The 17887-nt window shown below is 33.0% G+C and carries 18 protein-coding genes; 11 read left to right on the forward strand and 7 right to left on the reverse strand.

All coding sequences use genetic code 11. The features are described 5' to 3' along the window. Genes Q4548_RS08070 through Q4548_RS08085 form a run of 4 tightly spaced genes read right to left on the reverse strand, consistent with a single transcriptional unit; the run spans position 1 to position 4945 of the window. Positions 1 to 1605: a glycosyltransferase family 39 protein gene (locus Q4548_RS08070; RefSeq protein WP_303453499.1), complete on the reverse strand. Its 1605-nt coding sequence runs from the start codon at positions 1603 to 1605 to the stop codon at positions 1 to 3. A gap of 18 nt (positions 1606 to 1623) precedes the next feature. Further along, positions 1624 to 2283: a phosphatase PAP2 family protein gene (locus Q4548_RS08075; RefSeq protein ID WP_303453502.1), complete on the reverse strand. Its 660-nt coding sequence runs from the start codon at positions 2281 to 2283 to the stop codon at positions 1624 to 1626. Between the two features lie 56 nt (positions 2284 to 2339). Further along, entirely contained in the window at positions 2340 to 4298 is a 1959-nt protein-coding gene (locus tag Q4548_RS08080) for a cytochrome c biogenesis protein CcdA (protein ID WP_303453504.1), read from the reverse strand. A gap of 41 nt (positions 4299 to 4339) precedes the next feature. Beyond that, positions 4340 to 4945 (reverse strand): NUDIX hydrolase, encoded by a 606-nt coding sequence (locus Q4548_RS08085; RefSeq protein WP_303453506.1) that lies wholly within the window; start codon positions 4943 to 4945, stop codon positions 4340 to 4342. 7 nt (positions 4946 to 4952) lie between these two features. Between Q4548_RS08085 and pyrE the strand changes: the two genes are divergently transcribed. Beyond that, a complete protein-coding gene (gene pyrE / locus Q4548_RS08090) occupies positions 4953 to 5603 on the forward strand; it encodes an orotate phosphoribosyltransferase (RefSeq protein WP_303453508.1) in 651 nt (216 codons plus the stop codon). Between the two features lie 72 nt (positions 5604 to 5675). After that, positions 5676 to 6065, forward strand: coding sequence for an SRPBCC family protein (locus Q4548_RS08095; RefSeq protein ID WP_303453511.1), 390 nt, complete (start codon positions 5676 to 5678; stop codon positions 6063 to 6065). On the opposite strand, the gene Q4548_RS08100 is transcribed toward Q4548_RS08095, so the two are convergent. After that, on the reverse strand, positions 6062 to 6805 hold the full coding sequence (locus Q4548_RS08100) for a biotin--[acetyl-CoA-carboxylase] ligase (RefSeq protein WP_303453513.1): 744 nt from the start codon (positions 6803 to 6805) through the stop codon (positions 6062 to 6064). The two genes, Q4548_RS08095 and Q4548_RS08100, sit on opposite strands and share 4 nt — an antisense overlap. Positions 6806 to 6881: 76 nt before the next feature. On the opposite strand from Q4548_RS08100, the gene rsfS reads away from it, so the two are divergent. From rsfS to Q4548_RS08135, 7 genes are read left to right on the forward strand one after another with little or no spacing between them, the layout of a single operon-like run. Continuing rightward, positions 6882 to 7247 (forward strand): ribosome silencing factor, encoded by a 366-nt coding sequence (gene rsfS / locus Q4548_RS08105; protein ID WP_303453517.1) that lies wholly within the window; start codon positions 6882 to 6884, stop codon positions 7245 to 7247. A gap of 22 nt (positions 7248 to 7269) precedes the next feature. After that, positions 7270 to 9246, forward strand: coding sequence for an ATP-dependent zinc metalloprotease FtsH (gene ftsH, locus Q4548_RS08110; protein WP_303453520.1), 1977 nt, complete (start codon positions 7270 to 7272; stop codon positions 9244 to 9246). A gap of 19 nt (positions 9247 to 9265) precedes the next feature. Next, positions 9266 to 9859 carry an LUD domain-containing protein gene (locus tag Q4548_RS08115; RefSeq protein ID WP_303453522.1) on the forward strand — a complete coding sequence of 198 codons (594 nt, stop codon included), beginning with the start codon at positions 9266 to 9268 and terminating at the stop codon, positions 9857 to 9859. A 12-nt stretch (positions 9860 to 9871) separates the two neighbouring features. After that, positions 9872 to 10699, forward strand: coding sequence for a phosphatidate cytidylyltransferase (locus Q4548_RS08120; protein WP_303453524.1), 828 nt, complete (start codon positions 9872 to 9874; stop codon positions 10697 to 10699). A 3-nt stretch (positions 10700 to 10702) separates the two neighbouring features. Continuing rightward, entirely contained in the window at positions 10703 to 11359 is a 657-nt protein-coding gene (locus Q4548_RS08125; protein ID WP_303453527.1) for a phosphatidylserine decarboxylase family protein, read from the forward strand. A gap of 12 nt (positions 11360 to 11371) precedes the next feature. Beyond that, a complete protein-coding gene (locus tag Q4548_RS08130; protein ID WP_303453530.1) occupies positions 11372 to 11647 on the forward strand; it encodes an acyl-CoA-binding protein in 276 nt (91 codons plus the stop codon). Positions 11648 to 11654: 7 nt separating this feature from the next. Next, positions 11655 to 12254, forward strand: a complete 600-nt coding sequence (locus Q4548_RS08135) for a YceI family protein (RefSeq protein WP_303453534.1) — start codon at positions 11655 to 11657, stop codon at positions 12252 to 12254. A gap of 90 nt (positions 12255 to 12344) precedes the next feature. On the opposite strand, the gene Q4548_RS08140 is transcribed toward Q4548_RS08135, so the two are convergent. Then, complete coding sequence (locus Q4548_RS08140) at positions 12345 to 13160, reverse strand: hypothetical protein (RefSeq protein ID WP_303453537.1); 816 nt, start codon at positions 13158 to 13160, stop codon at positions 12345 to 12347. 119 nt (positions 13161 to 13279) lie between these two features. Here Q4548_RS08140 and gcvP point away from each other — a divergent pair, with 119 nt between their 5' ends. After that, positions 13280 to 16129 carry an aminomethyl-transferring glycine dehydrogenase gene (gene gcvP, locus Q4548_RS08145; protein ID WP_303453706.1) on the forward strand — a complete coding sequence of 950 codons (2850 nt, stop codon included), beginning with the start codon at positions 13280 to 13282 and terminating at the stop codon, positions 16127 to 16129. Between the two features lie 36 nt (positions 16130 to 16165). Here the strand turns inward: gcvP and Q4548_RS17210 are convergent, their stop codons facing one another. Further along, complete coding sequence (locus tag Q4548_RS17210) at positions 16166 to 16390, reverse strand: DUF2809 domain-containing protein (protein ID WP_369281296.1); 225 nt, start codon at positions 16388 to 16390, stop codon at positions 16166 to 16168. Positions 16391 to 16885: 495 nt separating this feature from the next. Here Q4548_RS17210 and pdhA point away from each other — a divergent pair, with 495 nt between their 5' ends. Then, positions 16886 to 17884: a pyruvate dehydrogenase (acetyl-transferring) E1 component subunit alpha gene (gene pdhA, locus Q4548_RS08150; RefSeq protein ID WP_303453538.1), complete on the forward strand. Its 999-nt coding sequence runs from the start codon at positions 16886 to 16888 to the stop codon at positions 17882 to 17884. Positions 17885 to 17887: the final 3 nt, after the last annotated feature.

A 17887-nucleotide genomic window follows, 5' to 3' on the forward strand; every position in this document is an offset into this window, starting at 1 on the left:
TTACTCAGGAATTGAATTTATTCCTTTTTCATAGACTCTTGTTGTATGATTTTCAAACAAGCTCTTTTGTGAGAATACTTCTTTAAAAACACTCAATTCTTTTAGCTCCTCTTTATTTCTTGTATTGGTCATTACAACACCTGATGGATATTTTTCTAAAAAGATTGATACTTCTGTAATACTTTGTACAACTTTATAAGTTCTATTAAAATTGATAGGAAAGGCAGCATCCATTCTTTTGTAAACAACAACAGGCCTATCCATACTTACCATTTCTTTGAATTTTTCTACAGGAGTGGCTTTTGTAAGTACAGGAAATGCGATTCCAAATAGCACCAAACCTAACAACATAAAAGTACCTATCAATAATTTGAAACTTATTTTTAAGTGCAGTTTTATATAGTAATAAAATGAAACACCTACACCAACAGGTACAAAAATTAATAAGAAAGCTACCCAAGTTTTCCCTACCAATTGAGGCTCTAATGACAAGCCTACAAAACCAGCTACTGGAAGTGCTAGAGAAATCATCAACAAAACAATCCATTCTGCATACTTCAATTTCAACTCCCCTTTTTTACTGTTTCTTCTATATTTCTTTTTAAAATACCATGCTAATAAAATAGCTATAAAAGGATAGCAAGGCATGGTATAATTAGGCAACTTGGTAGATGAGATTGCAAAAAATGCAACAAAAATAAGAACGACCAATCCACTATAAAAAATAAATACATTTTCTTTTTTCTGTTTCATAGACTCAAACAAAGCTCTAAAGCTCCAAAAAGAAAAAGGAAACATTCCTAAGAGCACAAAACCTATTGTAATCAAGAAAATTCCACCATGACCTTCCATTTTCCCTTGAAAACGATTCAAGTTATGTTTAAAGAAAAAGCCCTCTGTAAAAACACCATTGGTAGTTTCGTGAGCCATATAAAACCAAGGAAAACTAATCAGTAAGGCCAACAGAATACCTTCTAAAAACTTGTACTTTAAAATCACTTTTAACGTGAAATTTTTATTCAACAACAAGTGTACAAAAGCCACCAAACTTGGCAATACCAAAGCCACTGGACCTTTGGTTAGCATTCCAAACCCTACAGCAATATAAAGCAACCAAAGTATTTTTTTATCTTGAGAAATGTAAAAATCAATATAACAAAAGAACACCAAACTCACCCAAAAAATCAAATAAGGATCTGGTACTGCTAAATGAAATTCTTGAATAAAATAAAAGGATGATAGTAAAATCCAAAATGTAATTTTAGAAATTTCTTTTCCCAAATGTTTTTTGGTAAATACAAAAGTAGATAGAACGGTTAGTGCCCCGAAAACCGCAGAGAAGAACCTGGCTCCAAAAGCGTTTACACCAAAAATTTTATATCCAATTATCATTAAAAAATAATGAAATGGAGGTTTGTCCGTTCTTACAACATCATTAAAAGTAGGTTTAAAATACGTTCCATACACCATCATTTCTCTGGCAGCTTCGCTATTTTTTGCTTCGTCTAGTATGTAAATAATAGAATCTCCTATACCAAACAAACAAAGTACAAAAGCAAATAAAAACACCCATAAATAAGTGTATCGTGTATTGAATATTTTCATTGTAATATTTGAATTACATTAGCGTGTTTTCTTTTGAAAAAGACGTTTATTATACCATTCCTTTTCCGTTTTAAAGACCAACAGATATGCTACACAAGTCATAGAAATACCTACAACAGCACCGGTAAAAACATCCATAAAAAAATGCTGCACCAAATACATTCTAGACATTCCAACAAACGCTGCGAAAACACTTAAAAAGATAGAAAAACGAACTTTATTTACTTTTAACGCAAAAAAAGTAGCCATACAAAAAGAATAAGCCGTATGCCCTGATGGAAATGATTTTCTCTTATTGATTTTAATTCCCTCAACAAAATCCACTTGATCCAAAATACCCTGCGCTTCAAAAAATAAATAAGGTCTGGGAGCTCCTTTAAAAATAAGATTTTTAGAAAGTACAATTATTAACGATTCTAAAAGAAAAGCCAGTACAAAAAAGTACAAATACTTCAATTCAAACTTCCACAAAACAATTGCTAAAAAGAAAAAAATGCTCAACGCATTTCCTATGCTACTCAACTTTGTAAAAACTAAATTCCAAAAAGGGCTGTGAATCCTATTCATCATCAAAACGACTTCTCCTTTAGGATACACAAAGAAATACAAGCTTAAAATCAACACCCCTACAAATGGCAGTAGAGACGGATATCTATCTTGAAAAGTTTTATTTATCATGGGGCTAAATTACTTAACTCTTAAGATTCTCACAAGGCTTTGACTTTAATATAATCTTAATTGGATGCCTTAGATATTCCATTCTGCAACCAACTCAAATAAGCATCCACATTGGGTGTATAGCCTACAGGTTTTGACACGTCTTCACCTTCAGCATTTAAAACAACATAAAAAGGCTGTGCATTGGTCTTGTATTTTTGTTCTTGAAAATGCGACCACTTTTGCCCTTTGTATCGATATGGTTTTCCTGTTAATGGAGAAATCTCTTCCTCATCAAAACTTTGCCTATCGTCTACATGAAGAGAAATTAAAACTATTTTATTCTGAAGTATTGACAAAACTTTTGCATCTGTCCATACATTTTGTTCCATTTTTCTACAATTCACACATGCATAACCTGTAAAATCTAACAAAATAGGTTTGTTAACTTTTTTAGCATAGGCCAATCCTAAATCATAATCCTTAAACGTTAAAATATTATATGGTGATAAAATATGAGCACCTTCTGGTAAATTTTCATGAGTACTTTGTTGTGCCCCAAATCCATTTGGAGATTCACTATATTCTATAGGAGGAACAAATGCTCCTACCATTTTTACAGGTGCCCCAAACAAACCTGGAATTAAATAAGCCACTAAGACAAAAGAAAACATAGACAACAAAAGTCTGGTGACCGAAATTTTTTCTATCGCTTGGTAATCGTGTGGCAATCTTATTTTACCTAATAAATAAAGTCCCATCATTAAAAATACCACAATCCAAATAGCAATAAACACTTCTCTCTCCAACCAATGCGCTTGCAATACCAAATCTGCATTGGATAAAAATTTAAATGCCAAAGCCAATTCTAAAAATCCTAAAACTACTTTTACCGTATTCAACCATCCTCCTGATTTTGGCAATGAATTCATCCAACCTGGAAAAACAGCAAACAACGTAAATGGAATGGCAATTGCCAAAGAAAACCCTAACATAGAAACAATAGGTCCTATTCCTCCTTGTGATGCAGATTGTACCAATGCTGTTCCAACAATAGGCCCTGTACATGAAAAAGAAACTACGGACAGTGCCAATGCCATAAAAAAGATTCCTAAAACTCCACCTTTGTCAGCTTTTTCATCCAATTTGGTTCCCCAAGAACTTGGCAGCACCAATTCATAAGCTCCCAAAAAGGCAAAAGCAAAAAGGATTAGAATTACAAAAAAGGCAATATTAAAAGTAACACTTGTAGACAATTCATTCAATGCACTTGGTCCAAAAACAGCCACGACTAACGTACCTAGCAGTACATAAATCACAACAATACTCAAACCATATATAATAGCATTTTTAATTCCTATGGCTCTATTTTTACTTTGTTTGGTAAAAAAACTAACGGTCATCGGAATCATAGGAAACACACACGGAGTAATCAGTGCAGTCAATCCAGCTAAAAAACTCAATGCAAATAACATCCAATAACTTTCTTTAGCAACTGTTTCTTCAATGTTCGTAGAGACAACATTTTTTGGAATCTCTTGTTTTTTATTTTCACCTTTTGAAATGAATGAAATCTCTTGTTTTTCAATGTTTTTTACATCATAAATTAAATCTACCTCTTTAGGAGGCAAACATTTTTCATCGTTACAAACCATATATTCAACTGATGCTTGAATCTTTGACAAAGAATTTAATAGTGCTATTTTTTGTCTAAAAGTCACTTCTTTCCCAAAATACTTTACACGCATTCCAAAATTAGGATCATCTACTTCAATTCCCTCCCCTTCAACAGTTTCTCCTAGTTTTTGAATCGTTTCAGAATAATAAAAAGTAGTTGGAATGGGGCCACCATCCTCTATATGTTGACTGTATAAATGCCAACCTTCTTCTATGGTAGCTGTTGTTATCAAAAACAAGTCTCCTTCTTGATTTTCCGCGACAGAAGTTTTCCAAGATACAGGATCAAATACCTGTGCTTGGGTAGACAAAACAATAAAAAATGTGATTAATTTAAAAAAATGCAATCCGAGTTTCATAAAAATAATTTGATACTTAAGACGTTTTTAAAACTAGTTCTTTACACTAAGCTAATAATGTCTGATAATAAAATTTTAATATTTCCATAAGTGTTTTCAAGACACTTTTTAGATTCGGCGATGGATTTAAAACCAACGTCGGTTATTCCTTCCTCCAATTGTGGTGCCAAATTAGGTTGTCTCTCCTCTGTTTTCATCAAAAACCAGTATGTAACTTTTAACACATTTTTATTTTTGTGTTTAAAAACATGATATGTAGTTTGCAACTCACGCTCTATTTTCAATCCAAAAACACTGCATTCCTCCTCCACTTCACGTATAGCTGCCACCTCATTAGACTCCTCATTTTCAACATGTCCCTTAGGCAAATCCCATTTGTCAAATCTGTAAATCCACAGCAATTCATCTAGTTGATTTTTAACAACTCCTCCTGCCGCTTTTCTGATTTCAAAATTTAAAAGGAATCTTATCCAATCATTCTCTAAATTGTCACAAATAACATTTATTTTTGCAGAGTGATCTTCTCGAAGTTCACGCAAAAAAAATTGAAAATCGAGATCTTTAAACTTTACCAAACGGAAACCTGTCAACACAGTGTTTGCGTCTGTGAATGCGACAAGATTCTCATTGAAAAAAACTTTATACATTTGCATTATGATATTTGACAAAGATACAGCAAATAATACCGCAGAGCAGCTTTTGAAAATTAAAGCGATCAAATTACAACCACAAGAACCATTTACATGGGCTTCTGGATGGAAATCTCCTATTTATTGTGACAACAGAATCACACTGTCTTACCCAACAATCAGAAATTTCTTAAAAGCCAACATGGCCAAAGCAATTGAAGAGAAATATGGAAAGCCAGACGTTATTGCTGGTGTTGCTACAGGAGCTATTGCTATTGGGGTACTTGTTGCTCAAGAATTGGGAATTCCTTTTGTATATGTGAGACCCGAACCTAAAAAGCACGGCAGGCAAAACCAGATAGAAGGACATTTAGAAAAAGGTTCTAATGTAGTGGTCGTAGAAGATTTGATTAGCACAGGAAAAAGTAGCCTGCAAGCGGTTGAAGCACTAAGAGAAGCTGATGTTATTATAAAAGGAATGATGGCTATTTTTACATATGGTTTTCCTGTTGCTACGCAAAATTTTGAAGAAGCCAACGTTGATTTAACAACACTAAGCGATTATAAAACGCTGCTAGAGCAAGCAGAAAAAGACAATTATATCAATTCTAAAGAATTGGCAATGATTCAAACATGGAGAAAGTCTCCTGAAACTTGGACTGTTGAAGAAGATTAAAAAACACCAACACCTTAATCTTAAAAAAGTTAAGATTAAGGTGTTTTTTCTTATCCCAAAATTCTTATTCCTATGAAACTTGAAACTCCTATTGTTACCATATCAAAAACACCTGCTGAAAGTTTTGCTTTTTTAACAGATTTAAAAAACTTTGATCAATTGATGCCTAGCAACAAACAGAAATTTGAAGTTGACGGAGATTCTTTTTTATTTGCTTTATCAGGAATGCCTGAAATAAGACTTGTTTTAAAAGAAAAGATTCCTAATGAAAAAATTGTTTTAGGAGCAGCTTCTAGCAAACTAGACTTTACGCTTACCGTTCTTTTAACAGAAAGTGATGATCACAAAACAAATTCACAATTGTTTTTTGAGGGAGATTTCAATCCAATGATGGCCATGATGGTCAAAAAACCATTGACCAATTTCATCAATGCATTAAGTGAAAACATGAAAAATGCTTAAAGAAGAAAACTAACTTCTTTAACTTCGTACTCATATTCTAGCTCGTCTTGTTTTTCAACGACTAATTTACCTACATCCGAAACTCCAGTAATTTTCCCCATAAAAACACCTCCAGTTGCATCTTTAAACATGGTAGGTATTTTTAATTTGTAGAGGTATGACAAATACGTTTGTTTTATTTCTAATTGATTTTCTAGAATGTATCTTGTTGTCAATACTAATTTCAATTCTGTTAAAATTTCTTTCAAAAGTAATTCTCTATCAAAATCCATTCCTGTTACCAAAGCCATAGAAGTAGCATTGGGTAAAAAATCAGGAAATATAATTTGATTTACGTTTAAACCAACTCCAATAAGACTAGATGTAATCCCATTATTATTTAACGTATTCTCTACTAGAATTCCCGCCATTTTTGAATTGTATGACATTATGTCGTTAGGCCATTTAATTTGAATTTTTGCTTTAGAGCCTAAATATCTATCCAATACTTCTCTAATTTTCAATGCCGACAAAAAACTCAGAACAGGTGCTAAACACACAGGAAGACTCTGAAATTCAACATATAAGGTAAACAACAAATTTTTACCGTCTTCGGAATGCCATTGGGTATTTCTTTGTCCTTTCCCCTGAGATTGAACATTGGCCACAGCTATTGTAAAATTCTTTAAAGTATCCTTTTTTGACAAATCCTTCAAAAAACGACTCGTTGAGTCAATGGCACTAAGTTTGATTATATTCACTAGTAAATTATAATTATATTCATATAAGTTATCTGTCAAAAAACAATAACTTTGTTGCAAAGCTAAAGATTTTTTAATGTCAAAAAAATATGTAAGTACTGATGTACTAATTAGTACCGTTTTAAAAGGAATTGATGAACTAAAAGGAGAAGATATCCAGTTATTGGATTTGAGAGAAATCGACAATACTGTTTGCGATTATTTCATAATTTGTTCAGGAACATCAAACACCCATGTCAAAGCAATTTCAAGTTCTATTCAGAAAATAGTTGGGAAAGAAGCCAAAGAAAAAGCATATCATGTAGAAGGAGAAGCACAAGCAGATTGGGTTCTTTTGGATTATATACACGTAGTTGTGCATGTATTTCAAAAACCAACAAGAAAACTTTATGATATAGAGGGATTATGGGGAGATGCAAAAATCACTAACATCCCATCTTAATCTATTAAAAGCACAAATTAGAATGAACAAAGAAAACAAAAATCAACCTAAACCAAATGGGATGAAACCTAAATTCAATTCTTATTGGATTTATGCTGCAATAATTGCAGTTATTTTATCATTTAACTTTTTTGGAAATGCTGAGAACACTGGTGAAATTTCAAAAAATAAATTTGAAGAATACCTAAGATCTAATAGCATTCAAAAAATATTTATCATCAATGACGATTATGCAAAAATCTATTTGACAGATGAAGCTGAAAAACAATTAACACCAAAAACGGAAGACAATTCTTTGCCTTGGGTTTCAAGCAAAAGAACACTAACGTATAATTTTGGTAGTTTAGAAAATTTTGAAAACCTGATCAAAGATAGCAAGGCTAAATACAATTTGGCTCTTGACTTACAATTTGACAATCAAACAAATATTTTAGAATCTCTAATAGGATTCTTACCTTTCATCATCCTTTTGGTTGTTTGGATATTCATCATGAGAAGAATGTCTGGTGGTGGTGCTGGCGGTGGTGCTGGCGGTCAAATTTTTAGCATTGGTAAATCTAAAGCTAAATTGTTTGATGAAAATCAAAAGATTAAAATTTCTTTCAAAGATGTTGCTGGTTTGGTTGGTGCTAAAGAAGAAGTTCAAGAAATTGTAGACTTTCTAAAAAACCCATCAAAATACACCAATTTGGGAGGTAAAATTCCTAAAGGAGCATTATTGGTAGGACCTCCTGGTACAGGTAAAACGTTATTAGCAAAAGCAGTTGCTGGTGAAGCTGGAGTTCCTTTCTTTTCTTTATCTGGATCTGATTTTGTTGAAATGTTTGTAGGTGTAGGTGCTTCTAGAGTTAGAGATTTGTTCAAACAAGCTGCTCAAAAATCTCCATCAATCATCTTTATTGATGAAATTGATGCCATTGGTAGAGCTAGAGGAAAAAATAACATGACTGGTGGTAATGACGAACGCGAAAACACCTTGAACCAATTGTTGACAGAAATGGATGGTTTTGGTACGGATACAAACGTAATTGTAATTGCGGCAACCAACCGTGCTGATGTTTTGGACAAAGCATTGATGCGTGCGGGGAGATTTGATAGACAAATTTATGTAGACTTACCTGACTTGAATGAACGTTCTGCTATCTTTAAAGTTCACATAAAATCTTTAAAATTAGGTACAGACGTAAATCTTGAATTTTTAGCACAACAAACTCCTGGTTTTTCTGGAGCTGATATTGCAAACCTTTGTAACGAGGCTGCTTTGATGGCTGCTAGAAAAGACAAAAAAGAAATTGAAAATCAAGATTTCTTAGATTCTGTTGATAGAATTGTAGGAGGATTGGAAAAAAAGAACAAGATTATTTCTTTAAAAGAGAAAAAAACCATCGCTTTTCACGAAGCTGGACACGCTACTGCTAGTTGGATGTTAGAACATGCTGCTCCATTAGTAAAAGTAACTATTGTTCCTAGAGGACAATCCTTAGGTGCTGCTTGGTACTTACCAGAAGAGAGAATGATTGTTCAAACAGAGCAAATGTTAGATGAAATGTGTGCTACCTTAGCAGGACGTGCTGCAGAAAAAATTATATTCAATAAAATTTCTACAGGAGCTTTAAGCGATTTGGAAAAAGTAACCAAACAAGCTAGAGCCATGGTAAGCATTTATGGACTTAGTGAAAAAATTGGAAACTTGACTTATTACGATTCTAGTGGTCAAGAGTATGGCTTTACCAAACCGTATAGTGATACTACTGCTAAATTGATTGATGATGAAATTAGCGTACTGATTGAATCTCAATACCAAAGAGCTATTGAAATCTTAACTGAAAACAAAGATAAATTAACAGAGTTGGCAGAAAGACTACTTGAAAAAGAAGTTATTTTTAAAGATGATTTGATTAAAATTTTTGGAGAAAGAGCCTTTTTAACAGAAGGAGAAAAACTAGAACAAAAGCTAGAAGAACAAATAGAGAAAAGCAATCCAGAAGCAAGCAATTAATTCTGAGATAATTTGAAAAATGAATTTTTTTAAAAAACTTTTTAAAACTTCAACAAATGCACTATCATCTAAAGAAGAAACAGTCAACAATCCGTCTGATGTTTTTTCTTTAGATGATTTGTTTGTACAAAACTTCATCAATAAAGGAGGTAAATTTTTATACTGTATCTCTCAAAAAGAAGCACTTGCAACCTTTCATAATATATTAAAAGAAAACAATTGGATCAAAATTTCATGTGTTGATTCTCAACTGAAAGATATATGTAATTTGACAAAAGCTCCTATTTCTACTTCTAATTATGACAGTCCTTTTTTTACAAATTGCGAACATTTAGTTGCAGATTCTGGAAATATTATGCTTTCCTCTAATCAAATTCGTGAAATGAAATTAGGAGAATTGGATCAAAATTTTATTGTATTTGCCAAAACAAGTCAGATGGTAAAAAACATGGGAGAAGCATTGACAGGTATCAAAACCAATTCTAAAGGAAAATTACCAACAAACATTTGTGATATTAGAAACTATTCTGACCAACAAACAAAAGAAAACTTCTTAAATTACGGAGTTTCCAATACTAAAAATTTGTACTTAATTCTTGTTGAGGACTTATAACCCATCTTAACTATGTTACAAAGAGCTTTTTCAGGAATTATTTTTATCTCCATACTTATTGGTGCAACACTCTTTAACAGTCTTACATTTTATCTTTTGTTTTTCTTTTTTATGTTGGTGGCTATTTTTGAATTTCAAAAACTTAGCAAATACAAAACTCCTTTTTTTTATGTGTTAGGAGTCATTAGTTTTATCTTATCTGCTGGAGGTATCCAAATTTTAAAAAGCAACTTTGAGGTAACTAACATCATTTCTAACAATATCATCAACACAAGTTTTATTTATGTAATCTTATTCGCTTCTTTTTTAATTGTCTTGTTTAAAAGAGTCAACAACTCTCCTTTTTTAGATTTAGGAATTGTATTTTTAACCTACTTATATGCCATTGTTCCTTTTACCATCATACTTGCTATTCCCTTTTGTAACGAAGCACATATATATGAAGGAACAACCTTTTTAGGATGTATTATACTTATTTGGTCTACGGATACTTTTGCTTATTTGACCGGAAAAGCAATAGGAAAACACAAACTTTATCCAAAAATATCTCCCAACAAAACAATTGAGGGGTCTGTTGGAGGTCTGTTTTTCACACTTATAACAGCTAGTATATTGTCATATTATTTCACACAATATTCTTTGCCAGAATGGATTGGTTTAAGCATTGTTATTAGTATTTTTGGGGGACTTGGAGATTTGGTAGAATCAATGTTTAAAAGAGCCGCAAACATTAAAGATAGTGGTAACTTAATTCCAGGTCACGGAGGAGTTTTGGATCGTTTTGACAGTTTATTATTTGCCTCACCATTTATATATTTTTATTTACAATTAATTTCATAAACTATGTTTCATAAAGAAGGTAGATTGATTATTAGAGCAACGCTTATTTTAGCAATTATAGGTGTAGACCTAAGCTATTTTTTATTAAAAGAATATGTTTGGTTGCAATATTTAATTTATACAATCGCATTATTTTTTGTCATTATCATTCTTCAATTTTTTAGAAACCCTAAAAGAAAAACCAAAATATCAGACAACCATATAGTTGCTCCTGTAGATGGTAAGGTTGTTGTGATAGAAGAAGTATATGAATCTGAATATTTTAAAGACAAAAGAATTCAAGTTTCTATTTTTATGAGTCCATTAAATGTTCATGTAACCAGATATGGATTGGGAGGAATTGTAAAATTCAGCAAATATCACCCTGGTAAGTTTTTAGTAGCCTGGCATCCAAAAGCTTCTGAAGAAAATGAAAGAACAACTGTAGTGGTAGAAAACAAAACATTTGGAAAGGTACTGTACAGACAAATAGCTGGAGCACTAGCAAAACGTATTGTGAATTATGCCGAAGTTGGACAAGAAGTAGCGCAAGGAACCGATGCTGGATTCATTAAATTTGGATCTAGAGTTGACGTATTCCTTCCTTTAGATGCCAAAATTAACGTATCTTTAAATCAAAAAGTAAAAGGTGCAGAAGACATAATTGCCTCTTTGAAATAAAATGTTTTACTCATGGATAAAGATTCACTATTAAAGATTCGTTTTGACAAAGCTGTAGAAATTGCATCTGAAATGGAAGCATTGCCACCAGATGTAATGCTTGAGTTTTATGCTTATTACAAACAAGCGACCAAAGGAGATCATTTTAGCTTTAATGCAAATCATCAGCAAGACCTAAGAAATTCTTTTAAGTTCAATGCATGGATGCAATTAAGAGGAATTACTCCCAAACAAGCAAAAAAAGAATATATCAAATTAGTAGAAAAACATACAAATCAACAAATTTAATATCACCATGAAAAAATTAGCAGTAATTTTATTAGCCGTTATTTCCCTAACAGCGTGTAAACAAAAAGAAACAGAAACAGCTAAATCATCAGTTCCAACTTATCAATTGGATGCAGAGACGGTTGTTGTTAACTGGGTTGGATATAAGTTCACCAATAAAACAGGAGTAAAAGGTCAATTTCAAACAGTAGAAGTTTCTAGCAATTCCGAAGCTACAAACATGAATGAAGCCTTAAAAGGTGTAGTGTTTTCTATTCCGGTAAGCAGTATTTTTAGCAATAATGGAGTTAGAGATGCTAAATTGAAATCTTTGTTTTTTGGAATTATGGAAAACACAGAATTGTTATCTGGAAAGGTAACTCAAATAAACGAAAATGCTGGAGTCATTTCTTTAACAATGAACAATGAAACTCACGATTTGCCTTTTACGTTAGATGTGCAAGGAAAATCTGCCTACTTAAAAGCTACTATAGACATCAACAAATGGCATGCTGAAGATGCTTTGGCTTCTCTTCACAAAGCCTGTGAATTGTTACACACAGGAGAAGATGGTATTTCTAAAACATGGAATACTGTAGACATAGATGCTGTATTGAATTTCAAATAATTCTTACAACTTTACAATTTCAAAAGCACCTTTTAATAAGGTGCTTTTTGTTTTCATATGCACTTTCTAAAATATGAATCAAATTCACTTTCAACTAAAAAAACTAATCAATAAGTAATAAAGTATTGGTATACCCTCTACCCAAAAAGAAGCAAAATACCTAGATTGGTGTTCTGAAGATAACAACAACAAAACCATCAAACAAGAACTTGTAACCACATATTGCCACAAACCAACTGTATTAAAAATCTGATAATGAATTGCTATAGAAATCAATAAAAAAAAGCCTCCTAAAACTCTCACTTTTGGCAATCCCATCATCAAAGGAAATGTCTTTATTTTTTGAATATCAAAAACCATATCTCTAATATCAAAAGGAAGTGTTAGAACAATAACAAACAACATCATTTCTAAAAAATAAAGCAGTGTATCCGTTCTAAACTCCAACGGAAAAAATACTATTACCCCAGCCCATACTAAGGCTATAACCACTATTTTTAATCCAGGAATATAGCGGATGGAGTAACGAATACCGTTTAATTTTAAAAAACTGAAAGCATACATTAAGGTTAAAATTCCGAACGGAAGCAACCTTAAGACTTGTGCTATTTTAAAACTAAAGACTTCTACCACACAAACAATCGTAGCCATCACCACCATTCCAAAAATAACTCCTTTGTATTGATTGCTAAATGTATCTAACAAGTGTTTTTTTCCATACTTTTCTTTATTCAGATACCTTATAAAATGATAGGCAAAAAAAGTAGCACAAGACAAAAACAGAGCTTCATTATATAGTAAATAATCAAACAAATGTCCTGTTACAAGCACAAAACAAGCGACCGATAGCGAAACATGTACGTTGCTATAGATATAAAACTGAAACAGATTTTTTAAAAATTTCATCACACAGGGATACTTATCAACAAAGTAAGTTAAAATTGGGTATAACATTTACCCAACACACAAAAATATGACTTTTATAATCCTTACTTTTGTGCTTCCCAAATTTTTATTTTTTGAACATGAAAACAGATGTTTTTGCACATAGACACATTGGTTCTGATTCCGTAGAACAACAACAAATGTTGACTGAACTGAACTTGAAGAACCTAGACGAGTTGATTGACCTAACCGTTCCTAAAGACATTCGTTTCCAGAACAATTTACAATTAGATCCTGCACTGAGTGAGTATGAATATCTAGACCATATTCAAAAATTATCTGTAAAGAATAAATTGTTTAAAAACTATATTGGTTTGGGCTACCACCCTACCATTACCCCTGGTGTTATTCAACGTAATATTTTAGAAAATCCGGGATGGTATACAGCCTACACACCTTACCAAGCAGAAATTGCACAAGGTAGATTGGAAGCTTTGCTAAACTACCAAACCATGGTTACCGATTTGACAGGAATGGAAATTGCCAATGCTTCTTTGTTAGACGAAGGAACAGCTGCAGCCGAAGCCATGATTTTATTATACAATACACGAACTAGAAATCAAAAGAAAAACAATGCTATGTCTTTCTTTGTTTCTGAAAATGTATTGCCACAGACTCTTGATGTATTAAACGCTAGAGCCACCCCCTTACAAATTGAATTGATCATCGCCAATCATGAAACTTTTGAGTTTTCAGAAAAAACATTTGGCGGATTGGTACAATATCCTGGCAAAAACGGAAAAGTTGTCAATTATACGGATTTTGTAAAAAAAGCAAATGCAGCGGAAGCTAGAATTGCAGTTGCTGCAGATTTATTAAGCTTGACTTTGTTAACACCTCCTGGAGAATGGGGAGCTGATATTGTTGTAGGAACTACGCAACGTTTTGGAATTCCGATGGGATATGGTGGACCACACGCAGCTTATTTTGCAACCAAAGAAACTTATAAAAGATCTATTCCAGGAAGAATTATAGGTGTGACCAAAGATTTGGATGGCAATCGTGCATTGCGCATGGCATTGCAAACCAGAGAACAACACATTAAAAGAGAAAAAGCAACGTCTAACATTTGTACGGCTCAAGTTTTATTGGCTGTTATGGCGGGAATGTACGGTGTTTTTCATGGTCCAAAAGGATTGACATACATTGCTCATAAAATTTTAGCACTAACACATACACTAAATCTAAAACTTCAGGAATTAGGAATAGAACAAGTAAACGAAGTCTTTTTTGATACGTTGAATGTAACCGTTCCTTCTGCTAGCAAAGTAAAAGAAGTTGCAGAATTACTACATGTTAATTTTTTATACAATTCTGAAACTTCAGTAAGCATCTCCATTAACGAGACAACCAACTTAGAAGACATCAATGAAATTGTAAAAATCCTAACCAAAGTAACCGATAAAAACTTTAGTGCTATTCAAAAAATTGAAGAAATCAGTATTGCTTCAGAATTTGAAAGAACCTCTGATTTTTTGAGCAATTCTGTATTCAACACCTATCATTCTGAAACAGCAATGATGCGTTATATCAAAAAATTAGAACGAAAAGATTTGTCTCTAAATCACTCCATGATTTCTTTAGGATCTTGTACCATGAAATTGAATGCTGCTTCTGAAATGTTGCCTTTAAGTTGGCCAAACTGGGGAAGCATTCATCCATTTGTTCCTGTAGAACAAGCACAAGGTTATCAAGAAGTTTTGAAAGGTTTGGAAAACGATTTGAACGAAATTACAGGTTTTTATGCCACTTCTTTACAACCAAATTCTGGGGCACAAGGAGAATATGCTGGTTTGTTAGTCATCAAAGCATATCATGAATCTAGAGGAGATAGTCATAGAAATATTTGTTTGATTCCATCATCTGCTCACGGAACCAACCCTGCTTCTGCTGTAATGGCAGGAATGAAAGTTGTAGTAACCAAAGCTACAGAAGATGGAAATATTGATATTGACGATTTAAGAGAAAAAGCATTATTACACAAAGACAACTTGTCTTGTTTGATGGTAACTTACCCTTCTACTCACGGGGTTTTTGAAAGTGGAATTAAAGAAATTACACAATTGATTCACGACAACGGAGGACAAGTATATATGGATGGTGCCAACATGAATGCCCAAGTAGGACTGACCAACCCTGCTACTATTGGAGCCGATGTTTGTCATTTAAATCTACACAAAACGTTTGCCATTCCTCACGGAGGTGGTGGACCTGGGGTAGGACCTATTTGCGTGGTAAAACACCTAGCTCCTTTTTTACCCTCTAACCCAGTAATAAAAACCGGAGGAGACAATGCTATTAGTGCAGTATCATCTGCACCTTGGGGATCTGCCTTGGTCTGCTTAATTTCTTATGGATACATTAAGATGTTGGGAGCAAAAGGATTAAAATCAGCTACAGAAAATGCTATTTTAAATGCCAACTATATCAAAACCAGACTAGAAACAGCTTACAATATTTTATACTCTGGAGAAAATGGGTTTTGTGCACATGAAATGATTGTCGACTTTAGAAGCTTTAAATCTAAGGGAATTGAAGTAGTAGATGTAGCCAAAAGATTGATTGATTACGGTTTCCATGCTCCTACAGTATCTTTCCCTGTTGCAGGTACCTTGATGATAGAACCTACGGAAAGTGAAAACAAAGAAGAATTAGACACTTTTATCAATGCAATGTTAAGCATTAAAAAAGAAATTGACGAATTGGAATTTCACGACGAAAATTCTGTCTTGAAAAATGCACCACACACACAACAACAATTAACTGCAGACAACTGGACTTTTAATTACAGTAGACAAAAAGCAGCCTATCCAATGAAAGGACTTTCTGACAATAAGTTCTGGCCTTCTGTTCGTAGAGTTGATGATGCCTATGGTGATAGAAACCTTGTTTGCTCTTGCGAACCTATTGAAAGTTATATGGAAGTTTAAAACTTTTTATTTTTAAAAACAAAAGCAATACGAATTTCATATTGCTTTTGTTTTTTTAGTACCCTTTTTATCTCGCCCAAATTCTACAATTACAACCGTTACACCTCCCAAAGTATAACACAACATATCCAACCAAGAAAATGTAGTTCCTGTCACAACATCTATCAATCTTGACCTGGAAAGATTAAAGAGACTCAATACATTTATCCATTGTAAAAACTCTACTGCATAACAGAACCCATATTGTACAAGTAACGTAATTCAACTTAGAAAAAGACATCAACAAAGAATATAGTAAAATTGTCATAAGATAATCTCCCACATAAAACCTGACAAATCCAGAGTTTAGATTTGTTTCAATCCCATATCAAATGTTGCTTAAAATCTAATTTTTGAAAATTCATTGCTTTTACCTATTAGATAATATTCTTATTCCACAAGGATTATTTCATTAAAAAAATTTAAATATTAAACAATTATAAAAGCCGATATTCAAAACATAAAAAAAAGCAAAAAAAAGACAACAAACACCTGATTACAAACACTATACAATAACAACACATTACGCTTCTCATGAAATTCAACCGATTCAATTTTAAAAACCTATAAATTCTTCATTGACAGGTCTTAAAAAAGTTATCTAAGTTTTTTTTTCCTTACTTCTAAAGTCTTATTTTTGCTCGTATTCTACAAATATAAAGTGTGACCCACGTGTAAAATGCGTAGTTCATTTATTATAAATTATTAAAATAAATCATGAAAGAAATCACTAAAGAAACCTATATCAACTGGTATAAGGACATGCTTTTCTGGAGAAAGTTTGAGGACAAACTGGCGGCAGTTTACATCCAACAAAAAGTGAGAGGGTTCTTACACCTTTACAATGGTCAAGAAGCTATTTTAGCAGGATGTTTGCATGTTATGGAATTAGGAGGTAAAGACAAAATGATTACCGCTTACCGTAACCACGTGCAACCTATTGGTATGGGAGTAGATCCTAAAAGAGTAATGGCTGAATTGTACGGAAAAGTGACCGGTACTTCTAAGGGTATGGGAGGTTCTATGCATATTTTCTCTAAGGAACACGGTTTTTATGGTGGTCACGGTATTGTAGGAGGTCAAATTCCTTTAGGTGCTGGTATGGCTTTTGGTGATAAATACCACAATACAGGTGGTGTTACTATTTGTTGTTTTGGTGATGGTGCTGCTCGTCAAGGGTCACTTCACGAAACTTTTAACATGGCAATGCTTTGGAAATTACCTGTGGTATTTATTGTTGAAAATAATGGATACGCAATGGGTACTTCTGTCGAACGTACTGCAAATCACGAAAATATTTGGAAATTAGGTTTAGGATATGAAATGCCTTGTGGACCTGTAGATGGAATGGATCCTGTAAAAGTTGCAGAAGCAATGGAGGAAGCTATTGATAGAGCTCGTAGAGGTGATGGTCCAACTTTCTTAGAAATGAAAACCTACCGTTATAGAGGTCACTCTATGTCTGATGCACAACATTATCGTACAAAAGATGAAGTTGCTGAATACAAAAAAATTGACCCTATTACAACTACTTTAGATGTAATTAGAAAAGAGGGGTACATGACTGAAGATGAAATAAAGCAAGTTGAAAAAGACGTGAAAGCTAAAGTTGCTGAATGTGAAAAATTTGCTGAAGAGTCTGCATATCCAGACAAACAACAATTGTACGATATGGTATACCAACAAGAAAATTACCCATTTGTAAAACATAAATAATCC

The sequence above is a fragment of the Wenyingzhuangia sp. 2_MG-2023 genome (assembly GCF_030548295.1).
Taxonomy (GTDB): domain Bacteria; phylum Bacteroidota; class Bacteroidia; order Flavobacteriales; family Flavobacteriaceae; genus Wenyingzhuangia.